This is a genomic window from Streptomyces amakusaensis (assembly GCF_039532665.1).
Classification (GTDB): Bacteria; Actinomycetota; Actinomycetes; order Streptomycetales; family Streptomycetaceae; genus Streptomyces; species Streptomyces amakusaensis.
Genome location: NZ_BAAASB010000003.1, coordinates 42327 through 66396, shown reverse-complemented (window position 1 = coordinate 66396; position 24070 = coordinate 42327). Strand labels below are relative to the sequence as shown.

Below are 24070 nucleotides of genomic sequence, written 5' to 3'. Positions count from 1 at the left end.
GGGACGGCCGTCATACGGACCCGTCCCGTGACATCACGTTCAGACTGTTAAATCATCCGCGAGAACACCGTGCGCCGGATCTCGAAAACCAGATGCCAATCGACAGCAACCGCCACTACGGTGAGCCAATGGCATTGATCAGGAAGTTCCAGGTCACCTTCGACTGCGCGGAGCCCGAGCGTCTCGCCCGCTTCTGGTGCGAGGTTCTCGGATACGTCGTCCCGCCGCCCCCGGAGCCCTTCACCACCTGGGACGACTACAAGCGCTCCCTGCCGCCCGAGAAGCAGGATTCCTGGTCCGCCTGCGTCGACCCCTCCGGCACCGGCCCGCGCCTGTTCTTCCAGCGTGTCCCCGAGGGCAAGGTCGTCAAGAACCGCGTCCATCTCGACGTCCGCGTCGGCACCGGTCTCGTCGGCAAGGAGCGCCTGGCCACCCTTGAGGCCGAGTGCACCCGTCTGCTCCCGCTCGGCGCGGTACGCCAGCGGCTGCTGTACGACGGCGGCGACGACTCCTGCATCGTGATGCAGGACATCGAGGGCAACGAGTTCTGCATCGACTGAAAGGCCGTATACGCGCCCTTCGCTTACGGTGGGCCGATGGCACCGATCAGACAGTTCCAGGTCACCTTTGACTGCGCCCAACCCGAGCGCCTCGCCCGCTTCTGGTGCGAGGTCCTCGGATACGTCGTCCCGCCGCCCCCGGCACCCTTCGCCACCTGGTCCGATTTCGACCTCACCCTCCCGCCCGAGAAGCGCGACGCGGAGGCCATCTCCGTCGACCCCTCCGGTACCGGCCCGCGCCTGTTCTTCCAGCGTGTCCCCGAGGGCAAGGTCGTCAAGAACCGGCTCCACCTCGACGTCCGCGTCGCCACCGGCCTCGTCGGCAAGGAGCGCCTGGCCACCCTTGAGGCGGAGTGCACCCGCCTGGTCGCTCTCGGCGCGACGCGGGTGCGGCTGCTGCCGGCTGACGACGAGAACGAGTCGTGCATCGTGATGCGGGACATCGAGGGCAACGAGTTCTGCCTCGACTGAGGACCCGCGAACCTGGGGGCCATGGCCCCGTCTCCTCCTCCTCTGCAGCGGTTTCCCCTTTCGGTATTGCCCGGGACGGTCGATGTGATCGACGGGCAGGCGGACCCGCACCTTGGTCGAGCGGCGATCCGGGAGCGGCAGGCCGCCGGCGCTGGAAGTTGAAAGCTGCGGCCGTGGACGGGGGAGCCGCCGCTGCGGGGCGGTGATCGGACGCCGGGCAACGGGCAGCCGTCAGAGGCTACTTGACTCGGCGGGGAGCCCGAACGGTCCGGTGGCCGTCCACGTAAGATGATCTGTGGGGAAGTGGCAGGCGTAGGCCCGCGCCGTATTCTCCCGATCTTCCGGAAGGTCTCGCTCTCGTGCTCACGACCGTTGCCATGCACTGGATCTGGCTGATGGCCGCTGCGGCCACGGTGATTCACTGTTTCGCCATGGCGAAGTGGATTCCCCTGCCGGTCGTCCGTACGAAGTACCCCCTGATCATCGTCGGGTGCGGCGTGCTCGTCATCGCGCTCGGCGACGGGAGGGAACTCAGTTCGGTCGAGAAGCTGGTGCTGTACTCGTCCACGCTCATCGGACTGACGGTCGGCCTGTTCCCCAACCGCAAGCTGTTCACGGCGTGGGCCCTGGAGGTGAAGCAGGGGGTGCGGCACGCGAGGTTCGAATACCCACGCGGGCGCGTTTCGTTCGCGGTCGCCACCACGGCCGCCTTCATCGTTCTCGGGGTCGCGCTGACGCGCTGAGCGTTCCGGCCCCCTCGATGCGCCGATCCCGCACAAAACCGCCTGTCCCCGCCCCGGCCGCTCGCCGATGATGTGGCCATGACCTACAACGCCGAGATGTATCCGCCGATCGAACCCCGGCTGCGCGGCATGCTCGATGTCGGGGACGGCAATCGCGTGTACTGGGAGGAGTGTGGGAACCCGGAGGGGAAGCCGGTGCTCGTGGTGCACGGGGGGCCGGGGTCGGGGTGTGGGCCGGGGCTGCGGAGGATGGTCGATCCGGGGAGGTGCCGGATCATTCTGTTCGATCAGCGGGGGTGCGGGCGGAGCACGCCGCACGCGAGTGATCCGGCGACCGACATGCGGCACAACACCACCGCGCATCTGATCGCGGACATGGAGCTGCTGAGGGAGCGGCTGAGGGTCGCCAGGTGGCTGCTGTACGGGGGATCCTGGGGATCGACGCTGGCGCTGGCGTACGCGCAGACGCATCCGGAGCGGGTGTCGGAGATCGTCCTTCAGGCCGTCACCACCTCCCGGCGCTCCGAGACCGACTGGCTCTACCGGGGCGCGAGCCGCTTCTTCCCGGAGGCGTGGGACCGCTTCCGGGCGGGAGCGCCGGGCGTCCCGGCCGACGGCGAGGGCATCGTCGCGGCGTACGCGCGGCTCACCGGGCACCCGGACCCGGCCGTACGGGCGAAGGCGACCGCGGACTGGTGCGCCTGGGAGGACTCCGTGCTGCTGATCGAGACGGCGGGGGCGAGCACCCCGTACACCGATCGCGCGGACCCCGCCAAGCTGGCGTTCGCGCGGATCTGCGCGCACTACTTCGCGCACGGCGCGTGGCTGGAGGAGGGCGCGCTGCTGCGGGACGCGGGACGGCTCGCGGGGATCCCGGGGGCGCTGATCCACGGCAGGCTGGACATGGTGTGCCCGGTCGGCACCGTGTGGGAGCTGGCCAGGGCGTGGCCGGACGCGGAGCTGACCGTGGTCGAGGACGCGGGGCACATGGGGTCGGAGGCGATGCTCGACCGCGTACTGCGGACCCTGGACCGGTTCGCGGGCGCACCGCGCTGACGTCGGCCACGGCGGCGCTCAGCGGGCGACCGACAGACCGAAGGGCACCGGACCCAGCGCCCGGACCAGGCCGCCGACCATCAGGACGAAGGACTCGGGGCCCCGGGCGCTCGCCACGCCGCCGAGATCGAGGATCCACGCGGGCGGCCAGCCCAGCGAGGTGAGCAGCGCGGTGGCGGCGCGCTTGGCGTCGCCGTCGTCCCCCGACAGGAAGGCGGACGGCGGGACGCCGAGCGAGGCGGGATCGGCCATGACCGAGACATGCACGGTGTTGAGGGTCTTCACCACCCGGACACCGGGCAGGGCCCGCTGAAGCTCCTCGGCGAGGCTGCTCCCCGGATACCGCAGGGCCGAGGCGAAGCCGTGCGCGTCCGGCACCACCGCGTTGGCCACATCGATGAGCACCTTCCCCGCGAGCCGGGGCGCGAGCGGGCCGAGCACCTCGGCCGACACCGCCCCGGGCAGCGCGTTGATCACCAGATCCGCCGCCTCGGCGGCCTCTTCGGGCCGGGTGACCCGTACCCCCGGGCCCCAGTCCCCGGCGGCGTCCGGGCGGCGGGCGCCCACGATCACCCGGTGGCCCGCCGCGCTCAGCGGGCGGGCGAGGGCGCGGGCCACGTGGCCCGCGCCGGCAATTCCGACGGTCTTCGTCATGCCCCCGACGCTAGGGCGGCGCTACGGTCGGGCGGGAGTAGGCACTTCACCGTGCCCAGCGCACCCGGAGGGACGTCCATGACCACCCGCACCGCCGCCGAGCGCCGCGCCGAGGCCCGTACCGCGCACCGGGCCCGGTTCGCCGAGTGCCCCACCAACCGGCTCCTCGACCGCCTCGGGGACAAATGGGTCGCGCTCGTCCTCAAGGAACTCGCCGACGGGCCGCGCCGCCACGGCGAGCTGAGCCGGGCGATCGCGGGCGCGAGCCAGAAGATGCTCACCGAGACCCTGCGCCGCCTGGAGCGCGACGGCCTCCTGACCCGGACCGTCACCGCCGCCGTCCCGGTCCGGGTGACCTACCGGCTCACCCCCCTCGGCCGCGGCCTGCTGCCCGTCCTGGCCGCCGTGACACGCTGGGCCGAGGAGAACTCCGGCCGGATCGACGCGGCGCGCCGGGAGTACGACGAGTCCGGGGCCCGCGACGCGGTACGGGCGGGGTCCGGCGGTACGGGACAATGAGGCCATGAGCCTGTTCCGCGACGACGGCATCGTGCTGCGCACCCAGAAGCTGGGCGAGGCCGACCGTATCGTCACGCTGCTCACCCGCGGCCACGGGCGGGTGCGGGCCGTGGCGCGCGGGGTCCGGCGGACGAAGTCGAAGTTCGGGGCCCGGCTGGAACCCTTCTCCCATGTCGATGTGCAGTTCTTCGCGCGGGGGAGCGAGCTGATCGGCCGGGGGCTGCCGCTCTGCACCCAGAGCGAGACCATCGCCCCCTACGGCGGCCGGATCGTCACCGACTACCCGCGCTACACGGCGGGCACCGCGATGCTGGAGACCGCCGAGCGCTTCACCGACCACGAGGGCGAGCCCGCCGTACAGCAGTACCTCCTGCTCGTCGGCGCGCTGCGCTCCCTCTCGCGCGGCGAGCACGCGCCGCACCTCATCCTGGACGCGTTCCTGCTGCGCTCCCTCGCGGTCAACGGATACGCGCCGAGCTTTGACGACTGCGCCAAGTGCGGACTGCTGGGGCCGAACCGATTCTTCTCCGTCGCCGCCGGCGGCGTCATATGCGGGGACTGCCGGGTGCCCGGGAGCGTCGTACCCTCGGCGGAGGCCATCGGACTGCTCAGCGCGCTGCTGACCGGCGACTGGCCCACGGCGGACGCCTGTGAGGCGCGTCATGTCAGGGAGGGCAGCGGGCTGGTCTCCGCGTATCTGCACTGGCATCTGGAGCGCGGCCTGCGCTCGCTCCGCTATGTGGAGAAGTAGCGGCCCGGCCTTCAGCACCGGGCGAACACCGAAACAGAAGACAAGAAGCTAGGAGATGTGAGCCGCATGGCACGACGCGGAATCCTGGGCCGGTCCCGCCGCGAGTACAAGATCCCCGAGCCGCACCCCTCCGGGGAACGGCCGCCGAAGATCCCCGGTGAGCTCGTCCCCAACCACGTCGCCTGCGTCATGGACGGCAACGGCCGCTGGGCCAAGGAGCGCGGCCTGCCGCGCACCGAGGGGCACAAGGTCGGCGAGGCCGTCGTCCTCGATGTGCTCAAGGGCTGCCTGGAGATGGGCGTCAAGAACCTCTCCCTGTACGCCTTCTCCACCGAGAACTGGAAGCGCACGCCCGACGAGGTGCGCTTCCTGATGAACTTCAACCGGGACGTCATCCGCCGCCGCCGCGACGAGATGAACGAGCTGGGCATCCGCATCCGCTGGGTCGGCCGTATGCCCAAGATGTGGAAGTCGGTCGTCCAGGAGCTTCAGGTCGCCCAGGAGCAGACCGTCGACAACGACGCCATGACGCTGTACTTCTGCGTCAACTACGGCGGTCGCGCCGAGATCGCCGACGCCGCGCAGAAGATCGCGCGCGATGTGGCGGCGGGCCTGCTCGACCCGGCGAAGGTCAATGAGAAGACCTTCCAGAAGTACATGTACTACCCGGACATGCCGGACGTGGACCTCTTTCTGCGCCCGAGCGGCGAACAGCGCACCTCCAACTATCTGCTCTGGCAGAGCGCGTACGCGGAGATGGTCTTCCAGGACGTGCTGTGGCCCGACTTCGACCGCCGCGACCTGTGGCGGGCCTGCCTGGAGTACGCCCGGCGCGACCGCCGCTTCGGCGGCGCGGTGCCCAACGAGATCCCCGGGCAGACCGGTGCCTGAGGACATCAGTGACATAACGGGAGGCGTGGCGGGAGGGGCGGCCGGTACCCGGACCCCGGTCGCGCTGACCTACCGCACGACGGCCGGGGACTTCACGGCCGCCCTCAGGGTGCGGAGCCGCAAGACCCCCGCCGGGCGGCGGCAGCGGATCCTCTGGCCGCTGCTGGCGCTCCTCACCTTCGCCGTCGGCGCGCTGCGGCTGAGCGAAGCGGGCCGGCCGACGGACCCCTTCGGCCTCGTCATGCTGGCCCTGGGCGTGCTCCTGGCCGTCCTGCACTTCGCCACCCCGCCGCTGACCGCGCGCCAGCTCCAGCAGGTCTTCGGGACGTACGGCGAACTCCGCACCGTGGTGGACCACAGCGGGATGCGGACCGGCTCCGAGGACTTCGAGCAGGCCCTCGGCTGGTCCGCCATGAGCCGGTACGCCGAGACGCCCGAGCTGTTCGTGCTGCTGATGGCCGGGAAGAACGCCGCCGCGCTCGGCGTGCTGCCCAAGCGCGGCCTGGCCGACCCCGCCGACGCCGACCGGCTGCGGGCGCTGCTCGACGAGCATCTCCAGCGGGTCTGACGGCTCCCCCGAGCCCGAGCCCGAGCCCGGTCAGGCCCTAGCGGCCTCCGGGCTTGGCGCTCGCGCACTCCGCGCAGGTGCCGAAGATCTCCACGGTGTGGGCGACGTTCACGAAGCCGTGCTGCGCCGCCACCGTCTCGGCCCACTGCTCCACCGCCGGGCCCTCGACCTCGACCGCCTTGCCGCACACGCGGCAGACCAGATGGTGGTGGTGGTCGTCGGTCGAGCAGCGGCGGTAGACGGACTCGCCGTCATTGGTGCGCAGGACATCGACCTCGCCCGCGTCGGCGAGGGACTGGAGCGTCCGGTAGACCGTGGTCAGCCCGACCGAATCACCCCGGTGCTTGAGCATGTCGTGCAGCTCCTGGGCGCTGCGGAACTCGTCCACCTCGTCCAGTGCCGCCGCCACCGCGGCGCGCTGCCGGGTGGATCGGCCTCGCACTGGTGCGGTGTTCCCGCCGCTTGGCGCCGTCGCCACAGGTGCCTCCTCGCCTAGCCCGACCTGCTTGTCAGGGCCAATTCTGCCAGGCCCGGCGTCAGACCTTGACGTCGTCGCCCGGGAGCCGGGTGCGCGGGACCTGCGAGAGGGCCTCCGAGGTGCACTCCGGCGCGCCGGGGGCCCCGCCGTCCGCCCCGGCCCTCGCGGCCTCCGTGCGGCGCGCCCGGAGCCTGGCGAGCGGGGTGGCGAGCGCGGTGAGGGCGATGAAGACGGCGATGGCGAGCAGGACGATGGTCGCGCCCGGGGGCACGTCCTGGTAGTACGAGGTGGTGGTGCCGGCCAGGGTCACGGCCACACCGATGCCGACCGCCAGGGCGAAGGTCGCCCTGAAGGAGCGGGAGATCTGCTGGGCCGCCGCGACGGGGACCACCATCAGGGCGCTGACCAGCAGCAGCCCCACCACGCGCATCGCGACCGAGACGGTGACGGCGGCGGTGACCGCGATCAGCAGATTCAGGAAGCGCACCGGCAGCCCGGTGACCCGGGCGAACTCCTCGTCCTGGCTGACGGCGAACAGCTGCCGGCGCAGTCCGACCGAGACCAGGACGACGAAGGCGGCGAGCGCCCCGATGGCGATCAGGTCGGAGTCGGAGACGGAGGAGAGCGAGCCGAAGAGGAAGGAGCTGAGATCGCCGGTGGAGCCGGTGTCGGAGACGTTGATCAGCAGCACGCCGCCCGCCATGCCCCCGTAGAAGAGCATCGCGAGCGCGATGTCGCCCCGGGTCCGCCCGTACGCCCTGATCAGCTCCATGGTGACCGCGCCGACGACGGAGACGAGGGTCGCCATCCAGATCGGGTTGGTGGAGAGCAGGAAGCCGAGGCCGACGCCGGTCATCGCGACATGGCCGATGCCGTCGCCCATCAGCGCCTGGCGGCGCTGCACCAGGTAGATGCCGATGGCGGGCGCGGTGATGCCGACCAGCAGGGCCGCGATCAGCGCCCGCTGCATGAAGGCCGTCTCAAGGATTTCCATGGTCAGGTCAGCAGTCCTGTGCGGAGCGGCTCGTCGGCCGCGTGCGGATGTACGTGGTCGTGGCCGGGCAGCGCGTGCTGGCCCACGGCCTTCGGCGGCGGCCCGTCGTGCACCACGCAGCCGTCGCGCAGCACCACGGCCCGGTCGATCAGCGGCTCGATCGCGCCCAGCTCGTGCAGGACGAGGAGCACGGTCGTACCGGCGGCGACCTGGTCGCGCAGGGTCGCGGCGAGGATCTCCTGGCTGGCCAGGTCGACCCCGGCCATCGGCTCGTCCATGATCAGCAGCTCGGGCTCGGAGGCGAGCGCGCGGGCGATCAGCACCCGCTGGTGCTGGCCGCCGGAGAGCGCGCCGACGGAGTCCTTGGCCCGGTCGGCGAGGCCGACCAGCGCGATCGCCCGGTCCACGGCCGCCCGGTCGGCGCGGGAGAGCAGTCCGAGCCGGGTGCGGGAGAGCCGCCCGGAGGAGACGACCTCGCGCACGGTCGCGGGGACCCCGCTCGCGGCGGTGGTGCGCTGGGGCACGTATCCGACGCGGGACCACTGGCGGAAGCGGCGCAGTCCGGTGCCGAAGAGTTCGATCTCGCCCTCGGTGAGCGGTATCTGCCCGATCACGGAGCGTACGGCGGTGGACTTGCCGGAGCCGTTCGCGCCGAGGAGGGCGACGACCTCGCCGCGGCGCACGGTCAGATCGACGCCGCGCAGCACCGGGCGGGAGCCGAGGGTGGCGCGCGCTCCGCGCATGCTGATGACGGCGTCGCCGATGACGGTTTCGCCGCCGGCGGCTATGGCGGGCTCGCTCACAGGGGACTCCGATCGGGTGGTCACGACGCGCCCAGCGCCTTCTTCAGCGCCGTCAGATTGGACTCCATCACCTCGAGGTAGTCGGAGCCCCTGGACTTGTCGGTGATGCCTTCGAGCGAGTCGAGGACGTCCGTCGTGAGCCCGGTGTCGTCGGCGAGGGTCTTGGCGGTCCGGTCGCTGGCGAGGGTGTCGAAGAAGACGGTGGTGACCCTGTCCTTCTCCGCGATGGTCTGGAGTTCCTTGATCCGGGCCGGGCTGGGCTCCGCGTCGGGGTTGATCCCGGCGATGCCCTCCTGGTCCAGGCCGTACCGCTCGGCGAGGTGGCCGAAGGAGGTGTGGGTGGTGATGAAGGTCTTGGTGGCCGTCTTCTTGAGGCCCTCGCGGTAGTCGGCGTCGAGCTTGTTCAACTCGCCGACCAGGGTCGCGGTGTTCTTCCGGTAGGCGTCCGCGTTCTTCGGGTCCGCCTTCTCCAGTGATGCGCCGACGCCCTTGGCGACCTCCGCGTACTTCGCGGGGTCGAGCCAGATGTGGGGGTCGCCGGCCTCGGAGCCGTGGTCGTGGCCGTGATCGTCGTGGCTCTCCTCGGCCGCGTGGTCGTGGCCCTCGTGGCCCTTCTTGTCCTCGTGGCCCTTCTCGTCCTGGTGGGTCTCCAGGGAGGTGAGGGTCGCGGCGTCCACCGTGTGCTTCACGCCGGACTGCTCGATGGCCTTGTCGACGGCGGGCTGGAGGCCCTTGAGGTAGAGGATGTAGCCGGACTCGCCCAGCTGGGCGGCCTGGCGCGGCTTGAGTTCGAGATCGTGCGGCTCGACGCCCGGCTTGGTCAGCGCCGTGACGGAGACATGCTCGCCGCCGATCCGCTCGGCGAGGAACTGCATGGGGTAGAACGACGCCGTCACCTTCAGCTTGCCGCCCTCCTCGCCGCCGGAACCGGAACCGGAGCCCGAGTCGGCGGAGGAGCAGGCGGCGACCGCCGTCAGGCCGAGAACGACCGCTCCGGCGGTGGCGGTGGTGCGTATGAGGCGTCGTACGTTCATGACAGTCATTTTCAACAAAAGTGGAAACGATTGTCAACAAACCTGGAGCGAATGCGGGCGAACACACACAGCCGCCCCCACCCGGGGATCCCCCCGGCTCCCCGGGGTGACCTGCGCGGCGAGTCCCGGCCGTACCCGCCCGGCCATCGATTTGATCCAGGGGGTGCGTGCGCCGGTAATCTGGAGCATTCCTCGTTCGTCGTCGTCATCTATGAAGAGAGCACCGTGGCCGCCGACAAGATCGACACCATCGTCAGCCTCAGCAAGCGCCGTGGCTTTGTCTACCCGTGCAGTGAGATCTACGGCGGTCAGCGCGCCGCCTGGGACTACGGACCCCTCGGCGTTGAACTGAAGGAGAACCTCAAGCGTCAGTGGTGGCGCTACATGGTCACCTCGCGCGAGGACGTCGTCGGCATCGACTCGTCGGTGATCCTGGCCAGCGAGGTCTGGGAGGCCTCCGGCCACGTCGCGACCTTCTCCGACCCGCTCACCGAGTGCACCTCCTGCCACAAGCGCTTCCGCGCCGATCACCTGATCGAGGCGTACGAGGAGAAGCACAACGGCCGCGCCCCCGAGAACGGCCTCGCCGACCTCAACTGCCCGAACTGCGGCAACAAGGGGACCTTCACGGACCCCAAGCAGTTCTCCGGCATGCTCTCCACCCACCTCGGCCCCACCCAGGACTCCGGCTCGGTCGCCTATCTGCGCCCCGAGACCGCCCAGGGCATCTTCACCAACTTCGGCCAGGTGCAGCAGACCTCCCGCAAGAAGCCGCCGTTCGGCATCGCCCAGATGGGCAAGTCGTTCCGCAACGAGATCACGCCCGGCAACTTCATCTTCCGCACCCGTGAGTTCGAGCAGATGGAGATGGAATTCTTCGTCAAGCCCGGCGAGGACGAGGCGTGGCAGGAGTACTGGATGGAGCAGCGCTGGAACTGGTACACCGGTCTGGGCCTGCGCGAAGAGAACATGCGGTGGTACGAGCACCCGAAGGAGAAGCTCTCCCACTACTCCAAGCGCACCGCCGACATCGAGTACCGCTTCCAGTTCGGCGGCAGCGAGTGGGGCGAGCTGGAGGGCGTCGCCAACCGCACCGACTACGACCTCTCGGCGCACTCCAAGGCCTCCGGCCACGACCTGTCGTTCTTCGACCAGGAGGCCGGCGAGCGCTGGACGCCGTACGTCATCGAGCCCGCCGCCGGTGTCGGCCGCACGATGCTCGCCTTCCTCCTCGACGCGTACAACGAGGACGAGGCCCCCAACGCCAAGGGCGTCATGGAGAAGCGCACCGTGATGCGCCTCGACCCGCGCATCGCGCCGGTCAAGGTCGCGGTGCTGCCGCTCTCCCGCAACCCGCAGCTCTCCCCGAAGGCCAAGGGCCTCGCGGCGGACCTGCGGCAGAACTGGAACATCGAGTTCGACGACGCGGGCGCCATCGGCCGCCGCTACCGCCGTCAGGACGAGATCGGCACCCCGTTCTGTGTGACCGTCGACTTCGACACCCTCGACGACAACGCGGTCACCGTGCGTGAGCGCGACACCATGGCGCAGGAGCGGGTCTCCCTCGACCAGATCCAGTCCTACCTGGGCTCGCGTCTGCTCGGCTGCTGACGCGACACCGCCTCACAGAGGCCGGACGGGCATCCTTCGCCCGTCCGGCCTCTCGCCGTTCCCGGCGGGAAAAGCTGGTGCGGCCCCGCTTCGGGGGCCTGTAGGCTCGCCGACATGTCTTCGTTCTTCCAGATCTACGAGTGAGAGAGCCTCGGCGCACGCCAGCCCTCATCTGACGATCACCCAGTCACTTCTCACCCTGAATGGGAGAACCCCATGGCCAAGAGCCGTAACAACCTCCTCGGCGTCGGCGGACAGCGCAAGAAGGTGTCCCGCGCCGACCAGTCGGGCCTCGGCCCCACCCCCGAGGCCAACCGCAAGAACGCCGCCGACCAGAAGGCCGAGCTGCTCCGCAAGATGCGCGAGCGCGCCCAGGGCACCTCGTCCGACGGTTCCTCGGAGTCCTCGGACTCCGGCTCCGCCGGGTCCCAGGACTCCGCCCAGGGCTGATCTCCGCCCCGTAAGCCTCGCTTCGCCCCGCCGGGCCGCTGTCCGGCGGGGCGAAGTGCTGTCCGGGGGCGGTACGGGCCGGGCCGGGCCCCGGCTCAGCGGTGCACGGCGGGCTCCGGCGGGCGGTCGGAGCCGAGGCGGTCGGCGCAGTGGAGGGCGGTGCGGCGGGCCCAGGGGCCGGTGGTGAGGGCGCCGACGGCGAGGATGCAGAGGCCGCAGCCGGCGATGATCCACCAGGCGGTGCGGGAGGCGGCGAGGAAGGCGTCCGGGTAGCCGGGGGAGCCCGCGGCCGTGGCGGCGACGCCGTGGGCGAGGACGGTGCCGATCACGGCGACGCCGAGGGTCTGGCCGATCTGGCGGCTGGTGGAGGCGACGGCCGCGGCGACCCCGGCCTGGGCGCGGGGCATGCCGGAGACGGCGGTGTTGGTGATCGGGGTGTTCACCAGGCCGAAGCCGATGCCGAAGAGGACGTAGCCGGTGAACAGCAGGGTGTTCGAGGTCTCGGCCTCGAAGGCGGCGAAGAGCACCCCGCACGCGCCCATGGTGACCCCGGCGAGCAGCAGCGGCAGCCGGGGGCCCCGGCTGCCCACCATCCGGCCCGAGAGCGGGGCGCAGACGAAGGTGAGCGCCGCCATCGGCAGCATGTAGAGCCCGGCGTGGAGGGCGGAGTAGCCGCGTACGTCCTGGAGATAGAGGGTGTTCAGGAAGAGGAACCCGCCGAGGGCGGCGAAGGCGGCGACGGCGATCACCGTCGCGCCGCTGAAGGGCGCGCTGCGGAAGAAGCGCAGATCGATCAGGGGCTCCCGCCGCCTCGGCTCGTACAGCACCACCCCGATCAGGGAGGCCACCGCGACGGCGGCGAAGAAGAGATCGGTCTCGATGATGGCGTAGGTGAGCGAGCCGAGCAGCGCGATGATCAGCAGCTGGCCCACCGGATCGATCCGGCGGGGGTGCGGGGCGCGGGATTCGGGGACGTACCGCCAGGTCAGCAGGAGGGCGGCGATACCGACGGGCAGATTGACCCAGAAGATCGAGCGCCAGCCGACGCTGTCCACCAGCAGACCGCCGATGAGCGGTCCGGCGGCCATGGAGATGCCGACGACCCCGCCCCACACCCCGATCGCGCGGGCGCGTTCGGCCGGATCGGTGAAGGTGTTGGTGATGATCGACATGGCGACCGGGTTGAGCATCGAGCCGCCGACCGCCTGGATCATCCGGAAGGCGACGAGGGACTCCAGGGTCGGTGCGAGCGAGCAGAGCAGCGAGCCGAGGGTGAAGAGCACCAGACCGGCGACGAAGACCTTGCGGCGGCCGATCCGGTCGGCGGTGGAGCCCGCCAGCATCAGCAGGGAGGCCAGGACCAGGGTGTAGGCGTCGATCGTCCACTGGAGCCCGGAGACGGAGGCGTGCAGCTCACGGCCCATCGACGGCAGGGCGACATTGAGGATGGTGTTGTCCAGGCTGACGATCAGCAGGCTCATGCAGCAGATGGCCAGCACCAGGAGCCGGCGTCGGGAGGTCAGCTCTGCCATGCGTGGATCGTACGGCCGTCCCATGATCGCCGCCCGGTGTCGGCGGATACGCGACAATGGACGGATGACCACGCTCGCCCCGTCGCCGTCGGCGTCCTCGACGCTCACCATCGGCCCGCACGCCGTACAGCCTCCCGTGGTGCTCGCACCCATGGCAGGGATCACCAACGCGCCCTTCCGCACCCTGTGCCGGGAGTTCGCCGAGGGCGTCCGGGGCTTCGGCGGCAGCCCGGCGCGGCAGGCCGCCCCGGGCTCCAAGGGGCTCTTCGTCAGCGAGATGATCACCACTCGGGCGCTGGTCGAGCGCAATGAGAAGACCATGCAGCTGATCCACTTCGACGCGCACGAGACCCCGCGCTCGATCCAGCTGTACGGAGTGGATCCGCTCACCGTCGGCAGGGCCGTCCGCATGATCGTGGACGAGGGTCTCGCCGACCACATCGATCTGAACTTCGGCTGCCCGGTCCCCAAGGTGACCCGCAAGGGCGGCGGCTCGGCCCTCCCGTACAAGCGGCCCCTGCTGCGCGCGATCCTGCACGAGGCGGTCTCCAACGCGGGGGCGCTGCCGGTCACCATGAAGATGCGCAAGGGCATCGACGACGACCACATCACCTATCTCGACGCCGGCCGGATCGCCGTCGAGGAGGGCGTCACCGCGATCGCGCTGCACGGCCGCACGGCCGCGCAGCACTACGGCGGCACGGCGGACTGGGACGCGATCGCCCGGCTGAAGGAGCACGTCCCGGAGATCCCGGTGCTGGGCAACGGCGACATCTGGTCGGCCGAGGACGCGCTGCGGATGGTGCGGGAGACGGGCTGTGACGGAGTGGTCGTGGGGCGCGGCTGTCTGGGGCGGCCGTGGCTCTTCGGGGATCTGGTGTCGGCCTTCGAGGGGACGGGCGCGTCCGCCGCGCCGACCCTGCGGGAGGTCGCGGGTGTGATGCGCCGGCACGCGGAGCTGCTGGGGGAGTGGATCGGCGACGAGGCGCGCGGAGTGATCGACTTCCGTAAGCATGTGGCCTGGTATCTGAAGGGCTTCTCGGTCGGCTCGGAGATGCGCAAGCAGCTGGCGATCACCTCCTCGCTGGCGGAGCTGGACGAGCGGCTGGCGCTGCTCGATCTGGACCAGCCCTGGCCGGTGGGGGCGGACGGCCCGCGCGGGCGTACGTCGGGCAACAACCGAGTGGTTCTGCCGGACGGCTGGCTGAAGGATCCGTACGACTGCGCGGGTGTCGGCGCGGACGCGGAACTGGACACTTCGGGCGGCTGACCCGGCCCCTGGGCACGTGATTCTCGCCACCCTTGATAGGGGTGACGCTCAGATGAGCGTTATGGGGGTGGGTGCATCTCTCGGAAGGGTGGCACTGGGTGCCACCCTTCATGGCTTCACCCTTTCAAGCCCCCGCCCGCTCCCTCGGCACTCGGCGTCGACGCGGCCGGGGCTTCTCGTCGCTCTGTGTGCGCGCGCCTTCAAGCCTTGAAGTGAGGGCGTGGGAGCGGTTGATCGCGGGGCCGCTTTCGATCCGCTGGCGGACGAGTGGTTACGGCCGTATGACGGCCAAGTGGACGTACCCAGATGCCTTCGATCTGGGTATGTTCCTCGCCGTCAGGGCAGCCACCGAGCCTCGGGGAGTCGAGAGCCGTGTCGGAAATCAAGGATCAGCCGGACCAGAAGTTCGTTTACGACTTCACCGAGGGCAACAAGGACCTGAAGGATCTGCTCGGCGGCAAGGGCGCGAACCTCGCCGAGATGACCAACCTCCGGCTGCCCGTCCCTCCGGGCTTCACCATCACCACCGAGGCGTGCAAGGTCTACCTCGCCACCGGCGAGGAGCCGGCCGCCCTCCGCGACGAGGTGAGCGCCCACCTGGACGCCCTGGAGCGGCACATGGGCAAGCGGCTCGGCCAGGCGGACGATCCCCTTCTCGTCTCCGTGCGCTCGGGCGCGAAGTTCTCCATGCCCGGCATGATGGACACCGTCCTCAACATCGGCCTCTCCGACGAGTCCGTCGCCGGCCTCGCGCGGCAGTCCGGCGACGAGCGCTTCGCCTGGGACTCCTACCGCCGGCTGATCCAGATGTTCGGCAAGACCGTCCTCGGCGTCGACGGCGAGCTCTTCGAGGAGGAGCTGGAGGCGGCCAAGGCCGCCAAGCAGGTGACCGTGGACACCGATCTGGACGCGGCGGACCTCAAGTCCCTGGTCCAGAGCTTCAAGAAGATCGTCGAGTCCCGGGCGGGGCGGGCCTTCCCGCAGGACCCGCGCGAGCAGATGGACCTCGCGGTCAAGGCGGTCTTCGAGTCGTGGAACGGCGACCGCGCCAAGCTCTACCGCCGCCAGGAGCGCATCCCCGGCGATCTCGGCACCGCCGTCAACATCTGCTCCATGGTCTTCGGCAACCTCGGCCCCGACTCCGGCACCGGCGTCGCCTTCACCCGCGACCCGGCCAGCGGCCAGCAGGGCGTCTACGGCGACTACCTCCAGAACGCGCAGGGCGAGGACGTCGTCGCGGGCATCCGCAACACCGTCCCGCTCGCCGATCTGGAGCGCATCGACAAGACCTCGTACGACCGGCTGATGCAGATCATGGAGACGCTGGAGAACCACTACAAGGATCTCTGCGACATCGAGTTCACCATCGAGCGCGGCCAGTTGTGGATGCTCCAGACCCGCGTCGGCAAGCGGACGGCGGGGGCCGCCTTCCGGATCGCCACCCAACTCGTCGACCAGGGGCTGATCGACGAGGCCGAGGCGCTCAAGCGGGTCACCGGGGCGCAGCTCGCCCAGCTGATGTTCCCGCGCTTCGACGAGGAGGCCAGGGGCGAACTCCTCGGCCGGGGCATCGCCGCCTCGCCCGGCGCGGCCGTCGGCAAGGCCGTCTTCGACTCGTACACCGCCGTCAAATGGTCCCGCTCGGGTGAGCGGGTCATCCTGATCCGCCGGGAGACCAACCCCGACGACCTCGACGGAATGATCGCCGCCGAGGGCATCCTGACCTCGCGCGGCGGCAAGACCTCGCACGCCGCCGTCGTCGCCCGGGGCATGGGCAAGACCTGTGTCTGCGGCGCGGAGGAGCTGGACGTCGACACCAAGCGGCGGCGGATGACGGTCGGCGGGAGGGTGATCGAGGAGGGCGACCTCGTCTCCATCGACGGCTCCACCGGCAAGGTGTACCTCGGCGAGGTGCCCGTCGTGCCGTCCCCGGTCGTCGAGTACTTCGAGGGCCGGATGCACGCGGGGGCCGAGGACGCCGGCGAACTGGTCGCCGCCGTCCACCGGATCATGGCCTACGCGGACCGGGTGCGCAGGCTGCGTGTACGGGCCAACGCGGACAGCGCCGAGGACGCGCTGCGCGCCCGGCGGTTCGGGGCCCAGGGCATCGGGCTGTGCCGCACCGAGCACATGTTCCTCGGCGAGCGCCGCGAGATGGTCGAGCGGCTGATCCTCGCCGACACCGACGACGAGCGCACCACCGCGCTGGAGCAGCTGCTGCCGCTCCAGAGGAAGGACTTCATCGAGCTGTTCGAGGCGATGGACGGCCTCCCGGTGACGGTCCGGCTGCTCGACCCGCCGCTCCACGAGTTCCTGCCCGACATCACCGAGCTGTCGGTGCGGGTGGCCCTCGCCGAGTCCCGCGAGGACCACAACGAGAACGATCTGCGGCTGCTCCAGGCCGTCCACCGGCTCCATGAGCAGAACCCCATGCTCGGGCTGCGCGGCGTCCGGCTCGGACTGGTCGTCCCCGGTCTCTTCGCCATGCAGGTGCGGGCGATCGCGGAGGCCACCGCCGCCCGCATCGACGCCAAGGGCGACCCGCGCGCCGAGATCATGATCCCGCTGGTGGGCACCGTCCAGGAGCTGGAGATCGTACGGGAGGAGGCCGAGCGGGTCATCGCCGAGGTGGAGGCCGCGACCGGGGCCGAACTCCGGCTCGCGCTGGGCACGATGATCGAGCTGCCGCGCGCCGCGCTGACGGCCGGACAGATCGCCGAGGCCGCCGAGTTCTTCAGCTTCGGCACCAACGACCTCACCCAGACCGTCTGGGGCTTCTCCCGCGACGATGTGGAGGCGAGCTTCTTCACCGCCTACCTGGAGAAGGGCATCTTCGGGGTCTCGCCGTTCGAGACGATCGACCGGGACGGCGTCGGCGCGCTGGTGCGCAGCGCGGTGGCGGCGGGCCGGGCGACCCGGCCGGACCTGAAGCTCGGGGTCTGCGGGGAGCACGGCGGCGATCCGGAGTCCGTGCACTTCTTCCACGAGGTGGGGCTGGACTACGTCTCCTGCTCGCCCTTCCGGATCCCGGTGGCCCGGCTGGAGGCGGCCCGCGCGGCGGCCCTGTCGAAGGGGACGGCGGCCGGCTGAGGCGGCCTGGGAGGGGGCGTCCGCAGGGGCGCCCGCCCCTCCTGTTGCACAGGCCAGGGCGTCCCCTTCTGTTTCTTTCGGCACTTCCGTAAAGACCCTGTCGAATTCAGGGGCCTTGATAGGCGACATGACGCGCGTAGCCTGATCTTGACGTAACCCTAATTTCTGTCGTTCGCCCTTTGAAACAGCGGGCGGGGCGCGGCCTGTGGATCCCCATCCACGGGCCGCGCCCCATTACCCCACCGGACAGGGAGCCGCACCTTCTGTCACCCGCCGCCGGATGTGCGAAGCCCCCCACGGTCTTCGACTCATCCATCGGAGACAGAAGGAACCTGCCCGACGCCGTACAGCCTTTCGGTTCGCACCCGACCCGGGCGAGACATTTCAACTCTGGCTGAAACTCCGTGGTGACCGGCTGTGATGACGTGCATACTCAGTGATCGGGGCGATTGCGGGTGCAACAGTGGGGGTTTCAGTGCTGCGTATCCATTTCACCGGCGACGACCTGGCCAGGGTGAGAATGGCCACAAGGCCGGATGCCCTGTGGGAAACGATTCTCAGTTTTCATCGATTGAGAGAGCGCCGCCGCGCTCAGATGTTCGGGGAATGGCGTACGGAAACCCGGACGCGGTTGAATAGTGAAACAAGCCTGCTCTCCGCACTGGTGCCGCTCCGGGGCTATTTCCCGGACTTTCTCACCCCGCCGGAAGGCATCGGAGGTCTGGAGGCCGGTCTTGAGGCGATCCGCGCCACCGATGCCGGACGGCTTCATTCCGAACTGACTCTGGTGTCAGCGGGAACCGCCCCGGAACAGCAGGCCGAACGATCGGTCGAGCGACCCTCCGAGCGCGCCGCCGAACGGGCCGGAAGGCTCGCCGGACTCGCCGAGGGCAGGCCCGAACCGCTCGCCCGGCTCATCTCGGTGCTGCGCGGCTACCACCGCGCCGCCATCGAGCCGTACTGGGCGCACATCCAGGCCAGGGTGGAGGCGGACCGCGCGGTGCGCGGCCGGGCCCTGCTCGACGGCGGCGCGGCCGAACTGCTCTGCTCGCTGCCGCCCGTGCTGCGCTGGCGGGCCCCGGTGCTGGAGTCCGACTACCCCGTCGACCGCGAACTGCGCCTGAACGGCCGGGGGCTGCTGCTCCAGCCCTCCTTCTTCTGCCGGGGCATGCCCGTGGTGCTGCGCGACCCCGCCCTCCCGCCGATCCTGGTCTACCCGGCGGCGCACAGCCCCGAGCCCGCCTTCGGGGAGACCGGCGGCACCGCGCTCGGCCCCTCCCTCGGCAGACTCGTGGGCCACACCCGCTCGGCCGTCCTCCAGGCCATCCGCTACGGCTGCACCACCAGCGAACTCGCGCGCAGGGCCGGTGTGTCGCTCGCCTCCGCCAGCCAGCACGCGGCGGTGCTGCGCGAAGCCGGCCTGGTGCTCACGCTGCGCCACGGCAACGCGGTGCTCCACACCCTGACCCCGCTGGGCGCGGCCCTGCTCAGAGGCGGGGCGCCGGCGGAAGCGACAGGCTGCTGACCCAGTTCCGCACGGGGGAGCCGGCCTGCTTCCGGAACGGCCCGGTCACCTCGTAGGTGATCCCGCCCGAGTCCGCACCGCTCGTACCGCGCTGGCTGGAGAAGTAGAGCCGGCCGCCGTCCGGGGAGAACGCCGGACCGGTGATCTCCGAGTCCGGCTGGCCGTCGATCCGCAGGAAGGGCGCGACCTCGCCCTCCGGGGTGATCACGCAGATCTCCATCGTGCCGCCGTCCTCCGCCACGTACAGATCCCCGGACGCGCCGCCCGTGATGTTGTCCACCCCGGTCAGCGGCCCGCCCCCGCTGATCGCGGACTCGTCGTAGGCCAGCTCGTAGGTGTCGGAACCGAGGTCGAGCCGCCAGACCCGGTCGTCGCCCTTGGTGGTGAACCAGACGCTGTCGTCGGCGTAGTGGCACCCCTCGCCGCCGCTGAACCGCTTCGCGCCCGGCACCTGCTCGCGGGTCCTCCTCTCGGCGGCGGCCGGGTCGGGGACGTCCGTCCAGGTGAAGGAGCCCGAGTCGGCCTCGCCCGCCGTGAGCACCTGGAGCGTGCCGGAGGCGAGCGAACCCCACTCGGCGGGCACGAACCGGTAGAGACAGCCGTCGCGCTCGTCCTCCGTCAGATACACCGCCCGGCGCACCGGGTCGGCCGCCGCCGCCTCGTGCTTGAACCGGCCCATCGCGCCCCGGCGCACGGCGGGCCGCACCCCGCGCGGATCGGTCTCGTAGACATACCCCCGCGAGACCTCCTCGCAGGAGAGCCAGGTGTTCCAGGGGGTGCTGCCGCCCGCGCAGTTCTGCCGGGTGTCCGACAGGATCCGGTACGCGCCGGTGATCGCCCCCGAACCGTCGAAGGCCACCGCGCTCGCGCCGCCCGAGGGGCTGATCTCCGAGTTCGACACATAGATCCAGCCCGTGCCGTCGGCGAAGCACGCGCCGCCGTCGGGGGCGCTGTGCCACGCGTACGAGGTGCCCGCGACCTCCTCGCCCGAGCGCGCGATCACCCGGCCGGTGAAGCCGGGGGGCAGCGCCAGCCCCCCGGCGTCGGCCGCCAGCGGGGCTCCGTACGGTCCCCGGCCCGGCCGGGCCGTCCCCGTGACGGCCGCCCCGCGCCACAGCGAGCCGCCGAACGCGCCCACCGCCGAACCGCCCGTGCCGACAGCGCCCAGCGCCGCCGCCGTACCGCCGACGACCGCCGTGCGCAGAAAACTCCGACGTTCCATGCATCGCTCCAGAAACTCTGGTGACAACCCGCGCCGCCGGGCGGCGGCGCGGAGTCGCGCGACGAGGGAATCCTCGGGCGTGGAGTTGACGACAGGTCACACCACCTTGACGTCCGAGGCTCGGACGCCGGAGAAATCCGGGCTTTCTCAGGCATTCCGGGACTTCGACGCCTGCTCAGTATCGGTGAGCCGGAAGCGCAGACGGCAGATCACCGCCTCCGTGTCCCGGCGCACCGCGTGCGCCAGCACCGCCCCGCGCTGGTTCTGGAGCAGCCGCTGCCACAGCCGTTCGGGCTCCACCTCCCCGATCAGCACGGTGACCCGGGTGTGCGGGTGGTAGTGGTGGATCCGCCGGACGTACTCCGAGACCGGCCGCCCTATCGTGCGGTGGTCCGACTGGAGCTCCACCAGATCGATCCCCGGATTCCACCGCTCCCAGTCCCGGCGCAGCGCCCCCGACTCCGCGCGGTCCTCGGCGTCCTGGTGGGTGACGGTCACCGCCCGCACCTCGTCCCCCAGCGAGACCGCCGCGTTGAGCGCCTCACAGGTCAGCCGGGACAGATGCGAGACCGGCACGATCACCAGCGAGCGCTCCCGGCGCGGCGGCCGGGGCACCAGACCCAGGCCGATGCGCTCGTCGATACGGCCGTAGGCGCGGTGGACCCGCTCGAAGAGCACCACCAGCGCCGGGAGAGCGATCACTATCAGCCATGCTCCCTCGGTGAACTTGGTGGCGGTCACGACGATCGCGCTCACCCCGGTGAGCACCGCGCCCAGACCGTTGAGCACGGCCTTGAGCACCCAGCGGCCGGTCCGGCGGGCCCGCCAGTGGATCACCATCCCGGTCTGGCAGACGGTGAAGCCCACGAACACACCGATCGCGAAGAGCGGCACCAGCGTGTTGGTGTCACCGCCGGAGAAGACCAGCAGCAGCGCCGCGACGGCGGCGAGCGCCACCACTCCGTGGCGGTGCACCTCGCGGTCGGCCTTCAGCCGGAAGACATGCGGCAGGAAGTTGTCCCGCGCGAGCAGCGACATCAGCACCGGCAGCCCGCCGAAGGAGGTGTTCGCCGCCAGTGCCAGCAGCACCACGGTCGCGAACTGCACCACGTAGAAGCCCCAGCCGTGCCCGAGCGAGGCGTCCGCGAGCTGCGCGAGCACCGTCACCCCCTCGACCGGCTGGAGATGGAAGCGCCCGATGAGGATCGAGAGCCCGATCAGCATCACCCCGAGCAGCACACCGAGTACGACCTCGGTGCGCTGCGCGCGCTTGGCGGCCGGGGCGCGGAACGACGGCACGGCGTTGGCGACCGCCTCCACGCCGGTGAGCGCGGAGCAGCCGGAGGCGAAGGCCTTGAGCAGCAGCAGCGCCCCGACCGTGGTGGCGCTCTCGCCGAGCGCCGAGGCCTGGCCGGCGGCGGCCTCCGTGGAGAGCGGCGCGGAGCGGAAGAGCCCGACCGTGATCAGGGTGAGGATCGAGCCGACGAAGACGGCGGTCGGCACGATGAACGCCTTCGCCGAATCGACGATCCCGCGCAGATTCACGGCCGTGACCAGCACCAGCACACCCAGGCACAGCGACAGCCGGTGCTCGTACAGACCCGGGAAGGCCGAGGTGAGCGCGGCGACTCCGGCGGTCACCGAGACCGCCACGTTCAGGACGTAGTCCAGGATCAGCGAGGCCGCGGCGACCAGCCCGGTGCGCCGGCCCAGATGGGCGCGGGCGACGGCGTAGGAGCCGCCGCCGTCGGGGAAGGCGGCGATGACCTGGCGGTAGGAGGCGACGAGCACGGCCAGCAGCACGGCGATGGCGAGTGTGACGGGCAGCGTGTAGCCGAGCCCGACACCGCCCGCGGCGGCCAGGACGAGGACGATCGCCTCGGGCCCGTACGCCACCGACGCCATCGCGTCGAGCGAGAGCGCGGCCAGCCCCTGGAGCGAGGTGAGCCGGTGCCGCTCGCCGGAGTCCGGCGCGCTGACGGGCGCGCTGACGGGCGCGCTGACGGGCGCGAGATCGGGCGGCGGTACGAGGCGTTCGGCGGAGGCGGCCGGTGACGTACCGGACGCGCCGGAGGGCGTGAACAGAGTGGTCATCGGGACGGCGAACCTCCGGTGCTGAAGCCTGGAGCCCCAGCGTGAGGGCGTGAATTTCCCTCCACGGGCCTTCTTGTCGGGTCCTTTGCGCCCCGGCTCCCCGTCTTCACACGACGTTGACGCGCCGCGTAGAAAACCCGTCAGCGCTCGTGGCCGGGTGCGGACAGAGCGGTACGCGGAGGCTTACCGTCCCGCTCATGGAGAGCGAGAGCGAGAGCGCGGGCATGAGCGGGCGCGGGAGCCGAAGCGGCGGGGCGGCGGCAGCGGACGAGGAGCACGCGGTGCTCGCCGAGGACCGGAGCTGGGTCGGCGACCTCTGGGCCGCCTGCTTCTGCTCCCTCAGCCTGATCGTCCTGCTGCATCTGGTGGACCTCGCCGCCGGCACCGTCGAACTCGGCCGCACCCTGCTCTGGGCCGTCCTCGCCGTCCTGCTCTTCGCGGTCCTCTACCCGCCCCGGGTGACGGCCGGTCACCACTGGTTCTGTGTGCGCGGTCTGCTCGGCGAGCGCCGGGTCAGCACCGATCTGCTCACCCAGGTCGCCCGCAGGGGCGGGGTCGCCCAGCGGATCGTCCTGAAGGACGTGCGGGGCCGCCGGGTCGAGGTGGACCCGGTGACCCTCGCCGCCAATCCGCTGCTCTGGCTCGAACTGGAACGGGGCGCGCGCAAGGCACGGGAGCGGGGGCTGCTCCGCGACGGCTCGGGGGTGCTCCGGTCGCTCTCCGACCGGATCGAGTCGGACGCGGCCCGAGGGGTGTTCGAGGCCTCGGGCCTCACGTAGTCCCGCCGGTCCAGCCGGTCCAGCCAGTGCCGCCCCGCGCCGCCTCAGGGGGCCAGCCCCTCGTACACCACCCCCGTGAGCTGCTCCGACGCCACCCACAGCCGCTCGCCCGCCACATCGTCGCGGGTCCAGCCGGCCCGCCAGGACGGCCTCGGCGCGCCGCGCCAGCCGAACGGGCCCGGCCCGGTGAAGGAGTCGGGCCGCACCCCGGGCGCGGTCGCCGCGTACAGGGTCGGCAGCGCGCCCGCCGTCGCGGACTGCGCCAGCAGCCGGTTGCCGAGGGCCATGGCCCGCTCGACGGCCCTGCGCCCCTCCAGCCGGGGCCCCGCCGTCTGGAGATTGGTGGACGCGTACCCCGGGTGGGCCGCCGCTGCCACCACGCCGGAGCCGGCCGCCCTCAGCCGCCGTGCCAGCTCGTGGACAAAGAGCAGATTCGCGGTCTTGGAGCGGGCGTAGGCGATCCACCGCCGGTACTGGTGCTCACTGTTGAGATCGCCCATGTCCAGATCGGCCGCCGCGTGCACGATGCTGGACACGCTGACCACCCGCGCGCCCGGAGTGCCCAGCAGCTTCGGCAGCAGCAGCCCGGTGAGCGCGAAGTGGCCGAGGTGGTTCACGCCGAACTGGGTCTCGAACCCGTCGGCGGTCCGGCCCTGCGGCAGGGCCATCACCCCGGCGTTGTTGATCAGCAGATCGAGCCGCTCGTCCCGGTACCCGGCCGCGAACTCCCGTACGGAGGCGAGATCGCCGAGATCCAGCCGCCGGAACTCCACGTCGGAGCCCGGCAGCGCGCCCCTGATCAGGGCCCCGGCCCGTTCGCCGCGCTCCTCGTCGCGGCAGGCGAGCACCACCCGCGCGCCCTTGCGGGCCAGCTCACGTGCGGTGATCAGCCCGATGCCGCTGTTGGCCCCGGTGACCACGGCCGTACGCCCGCGCTGATCCGCGATGTCCCTGGTGTGCCAGCCCGCCATCGCA

The 24070-nt window shown here is 71.1% G+C and carries 23 protein-coding genes; 14 read left to right on the top strand and 9 right to left on the bottom strand.

What is annotated here, in order from left to right; all coding sequences use genetic code 11:
- Positions 1 to 128 precede the first annotated feature (128 nt).
- From ABD371_RS05425 to pip, 4 genes are all read left to right on the top strand, one after another.
- The gene (locus tag ABD371_RS05425) at positions 129 to 560 is read left to right on the top strand and encodes a VOC family protein (RefSeq protein WP_344473327.1); all 432 of its coding nucleotides are present in this window, start codon (positions 129 to 131) and stop codon (positions 558 to 560) included.
- Positions 561 to 596: 36 nt separating this feature from the next.
- Entirely contained in the window at positions 597 to 1031 is a 435-nt protein-coding gene (locus ABD371_RS05420) for a VOC family protein (protein WP_344473325.1), read from the top strand.
- 359 nt (positions 1032 to 1390) lie between these two features.
- Entirely contained in the window at positions 1391 to 1774 is a 384-nt protein-coding gene (locus ABD371_RS05415; protein WP_344473323.1) for a hypothetical protein, read from the top strand.
- A 78-nt stretch (positions 1775 to 1852) separates the two neighbouring features.
- Entirely contained in the window at positions 1853 to 2830 is a 978-nt protein-coding gene (pip, locus tag ABD371_RS05410) for a prolyl aminopeptidase (RefSeq protein WP_344473321.1), read from the top strand.
- 18 nt (positions 2831 to 2848) lie between these two features.
- Here pip and ABD371_RS05405 read toward each other — a convergent pair whose 3' ends face one another.
- Positions 2849 to 3484: an NADPH-dependent F420 reductase gene (locus ABD371_RS05405; protein WP_344473319.1), complete on the bottom strand. Its 636-nt coding sequence runs from the start codon at positions 3482 to 3484 to the stop codon at positions 2849 to 2851.
- A 78-nt stretch (positions 3485 to 3562) separates the two neighbouring features.
- On the opposite strand from ABD371_RS05405, the gene ABD371_RS05400 reads away from it, so the two are divergent.
- The 4 genes from ABD371_RS05400 to ABD371_RS05385 all read left to right on the top strand — a co-directional run bounded on the left by ABD371_RS05400 (position 3563) and on the right by ABD371_RS05385 (position 6213).
- Positions 3563 to 4003, top strand: coding sequence for a winged helix-turn-helix transcriptional regulator (locus tag ABD371_RS05400; RefSeq protein ID WP_344473317.1), 441 nt, complete (start codon positions 3563 to 3565; stop codon positions 4001 to 4003).
- Between the two features lie 4 nt (positions 4004 to 4007).
- Positions 4008 to 4754 carry a DNA repair protein RecO gene (gene recO, locus ABD371_RS05395; protein ID WP_190122757.1) on the top strand — a complete coding sequence of 249 codons (747 nt, stop codon included), beginning with the start codon at positions 4008 to 4010 and terminating at the stop codon, positions 4752 to 4754.
- Positions 4755 to 4820: 66 nt separating this feature from the next.
- Entirely contained in the window at positions 4821 to 5645 is an 825-nt protein-coding gene (locus tag ABD371_RS05390; RefSeq protein WP_344473314.1) for an isoprenyl transferase, read from the top strand.
- A 25-nt stretch (positions 5646 to 5670) separates the two neighbouring features.
- Positions 5671 to 6213, top strand: a complete 543-nt coding sequence (locus ABD371_RS05385) for a YcxB family protein (protein ID WP_344473312.1) — start codon at positions 5671 to 5673, stop codon at positions 6211 to 6213.
- 37 nt (positions 6214 to 6250) lie between these two features.
- On the opposite strand, the gene ABD371_RS05380 is transcribed toward ABD371_RS05385, so the two are convergent.
- From ABD371_RS05380 to ABD371_RS05365, 4 genes are all read right to left on the bottom strand, one after another.
- Positions 6251 to 6691, bottom strand: a complete 441-nt coding sequence (locus tag ABD371_RS05380) for a Fur family transcriptional regulator (RefSeq protein WP_190122759.1) — start codon at positions 6689 to 6691, stop codon at positions 6251 to 6253.
- Between the two features lie 58 nt (positions 6692 to 6749).
- On the bottom strand, positions 6750 to 7691 hold the full coding sequence (locus ABD371_RS05375; protein ID WP_425575803.1) for a metal ABC transporter permease: 942 nt from the start codon (positions 7689 to 7691) through the stop codon (positions 6750 to 6752).
- A complete protein-coding gene (locus ABD371_RS05370) occupies positions 7688 to 8428 on the bottom strand; it encodes a metal ABC transporter ATP-binding protein (protein WP_344474071.1) in 741 nt (246 codons plus the stop codon). The genes ABD371_RS05375 and ABD371_RS05370 overlap by 4 nt, the downstream gene beginning before the upstream one ends.
- Before the next feature lie 80 nt (positions 8429 to 8508).
- The gene (locus tag ABD371_RS05365; protein ID WP_344473307.1) at positions 8509 to 9522 is read right to left on the bottom strand and encodes a metal ABC transporter substrate-binding protein; all 1014 of its coding nucleotides are present in this window, start codon (positions 9520 to 9522) and stop codon (positions 8509 to 8511) included.
- Between the two features lie 225 nt (positions 9523 to 9747).
- Between ABD371_RS05365 and ABD371_RS05360 the strand changes: the two genes are divergently transcribed.
- Positions 9748 to 11133, top strand: a complete 1386-nt coding sequence (locus ABD371_RS05360) for a glycine--tRNA ligase (protein WP_190122762.1) — start codon at positions 9748 to 9750, stop codon at positions 11131 to 11133.
- Between the two features lie 216 nt (positions 11134 to 11349).
- Positions 11350 to 11583, top strand: coding sequence for a DUF6243 family protein (locus ABD371_RS05355; protein ID WP_344473303.1), 234 nt, complete (start codon positions 11350 to 11352; stop codon positions 11581 to 11583).
- Between the two features lie 95 nt (positions 11584 to 11678).
- Here the strand turns inward: ABD371_RS05355 and ABD371_RS05350 are convergent, their stop codons facing one another.
- A complete protein-coding gene (locus ABD371_RS05350; protein WP_344473301.1) occupies positions 11679 to 13115 on the bottom strand; it encodes an MFS transporter in 1437 nt (478 codons plus the stop codon).
- Positions 13116 to 13179: 64 nt separating this feature from the next.
- Between ABD371_RS05350 and dusB the strand changes: the two genes are divergently transcribed.
- The 3 genes from dusB to ABD371_RS05335 all read left to right on the top strand — a co-directional run bounded on the left by dusB (position 13180) and on the right by ABD371_RS05335 (position 19000).
- Entirely contained in the window at positions 13180 to 14385 is a 1206-nt protein-coding gene (gene dusB / locus ABD371_RS05345) for a tRNA dihydrouridine synthase DusB (protein WP_344473299.1), read from the top strand.
- A gap of 372 nt (positions 14386 to 14757) precedes the next feature.
- A complete protein-coding gene (gene ppdK / locus ABD371_RS05340) occupies positions 14758 to 17475 on the top strand; it encodes a pyruvate, phosphate dikinase (protein ID WP_344473297.1) in 2718 nt (905 codons plus the stop codon).
- Positions 17476 to 17950: 475 nt separating this feature from the next.
- Positions 17951 to 19000 (top strand): ArsR/SmtB family transcription factor, encoded by a 1050-nt coding sequence (locus tag ABD371_RS05335; protein ID WP_344473295.1) that lies wholly within the window; start codon positions 17951 to 17953, stop codon positions 18998 to 19000.
- Here the strand turns inward: ABD371_RS05335 and ABD371_RS05330 are convergent.
- Positions 18963 to 20222 carry an alkaline phosphatase PhoX gene (locus tag ABD371_RS05330; protein WP_344473293.1) on the bottom strand — a complete coding sequence of 420 codons (1260 nt, stop codon included), beginning with the start codon at positions 20220 to 20222 and terminating at the stop codon, positions 18963 to 18965. The two genes, ABD371_RS05335 and ABD371_RS05330, sit on opposite strands and share 38 nt — an antisense overlap.
- Positions 20223 to 20369: 147 nt before the next feature.
- Positions 20370 to 22316 (bottom strand): APC family permease, encoded by a 1947-nt coding sequence (locus ABD371_RS05325; RefSeq protein WP_344473291.1) that lies wholly within the window; start codon positions 22314 to 22316, stop codon positions 20370 to 20372.
- Between the two features lie 197 nt (positions 22317 to 22513).
- Here ABD371_RS05325 and ABD371_RS05320 point away from each other — a divergent pair, with 197 nt between their 5' ends.
- On the top strand, positions 22514 to 23095 hold the full coding sequence (locus tag ABD371_RS05320) for a hypothetical protein (RefSeq protein WP_344473289.1): 582 nt from the start codon (positions 22514 to 22516) through the stop codon (positions 23093 to 23095).
- Positions 23096 to 23139: 44 nt separating this feature from the next.
- On the opposite strand, the gene ABD371_RS05315 is transcribed toward ABD371_RS05320, so the two are convergent.
- Positions 23140 to 24066 (bottom strand): oxidoreductase, encoded by a 927-nt coding sequence (locus ABD371_RS05315; RefSeq protein ID WP_344473287.1) that lies wholly within the window; start codon positions 24064 to 24066, stop codon positions 23140 to 23142.
- Positions 24067 to 24070: the final 4 nt, after the last annotated feature.

Excerpts from the sequence above, each read along its gene's own strand:
- ABD371_RS05325 (WP_344473291.1), bottom strand. The coding sequence starts at position 22,316 with ATGACCACTCTGTTCACGCCCTCCGGCGCGTCCGGTACGTCACCGGCC.
- ABD371_RS05350 (WP_344473301.1), bottom strand. The coding sequence starts at position 13,115 with ATGGCAGAGCTGACCTCCCGACGCCGGCTCCTGGTGCTGGCCATCTGC.
- ABD371_RS05405 (WP_344473319.1), bottom strand. The coding sequence starts at position 3,484 with ATGACGAAGACCGTCGGAATTGCCGGCGCGGGCCACGTGGCCCGCGCC.
- ABD371_RS05355 (WP_344473303.1), top strand. The coding sequence starts at position 11,350 with ATGGCCAAGAGCCGTAACAACCTCCTCGGCGTCGGCGGACAGCGCAAG.
- pip (WP_344473321.1), top strand. The coding sequence starts at position 1,853 with ATGACCTACAACGCCGAGATGTATCCGCCGATCGAACCCCGGCTGCGC.
- ABD371_RS05365 (WP_344473307.1), bottom strand. The coding sequence starts at position 9,522 with ATGAACGTACGACGCCTCATACGCACCACCGCCACCGCCGGAGCGGTC.
- ABD371_RS05425 (WP_344473327.1), top strand. The coding sequence starts at position 129 with ATGGCATTGATCAGGAAGTTCCAGGTCACCTTCGACTGCGCGGAGCCC.
- ABD371_RS05320 (WP_344473289.1), top strand. The coding sequence starts at position 22,514 with ATGGAGAGCGAGAGCGAGAGCGCGGGCATGAGCGGGCGCGGGAGCCGA.
- ABD371_RS05390 (WP_344473314.1), top strand. The coding sequence starts at position 4,821 with ATGGCACGACGCGGAATCCTGGGCCGGTCCCGCCGCGAGTACAAGATC.
- ABD371_RS05420 (WP_344473325.1), top strand. The coding sequence starts at position 597 with ATGGCACCGATCAGACAGTTCCAGGTCACCTTTGACTGCGCCCAACCC.
- ABD371_RS05315 (WP_344473287.1), bottom strand. The coding sequence starts at position 24,066 with ATGGCGGGCTGGCACACCAGGGACATCGCGGATCAGCGCGGGCGTACG.
- recO (WP_190122757.1), top strand. The coding sequence starts at position 4,008 with ATGAGCCTGTTCCGCGACGACGGCATCGTGCTGCGCACCCAGAAGCTG.
- ABD371_RS05370 (WP_344474071.1), bottom strand. The coding sequence starts at position 8,428 with ATGCGCGGAGCGCGCGCCACCCTCGGCTCCCGCCCGGTGCTGCGCGGC.
- ABD371_RS05400 (WP_344473317.1), top strand. The coding sequence starts at position 3,563 with ATGACCACCCGCACCGCCGCCGAGCGCCGCGCCGAGGCCCGTACCGCG.
- dusB (WP_344473299.1), top strand. The coding sequence starts at position 13,180 with ATGACCACGCTCGCCCCGTCGCCGTCGGCGTCCTCGACGCTCACCATC.
- ABD371_RS05330 (WP_344473293.1), bottom strand. The coding sequence starts at position 20,222 with ATGGAACGTCGGAGTTTTCTGCGCACGGCGGTCGTCGGCGGTACGGCG.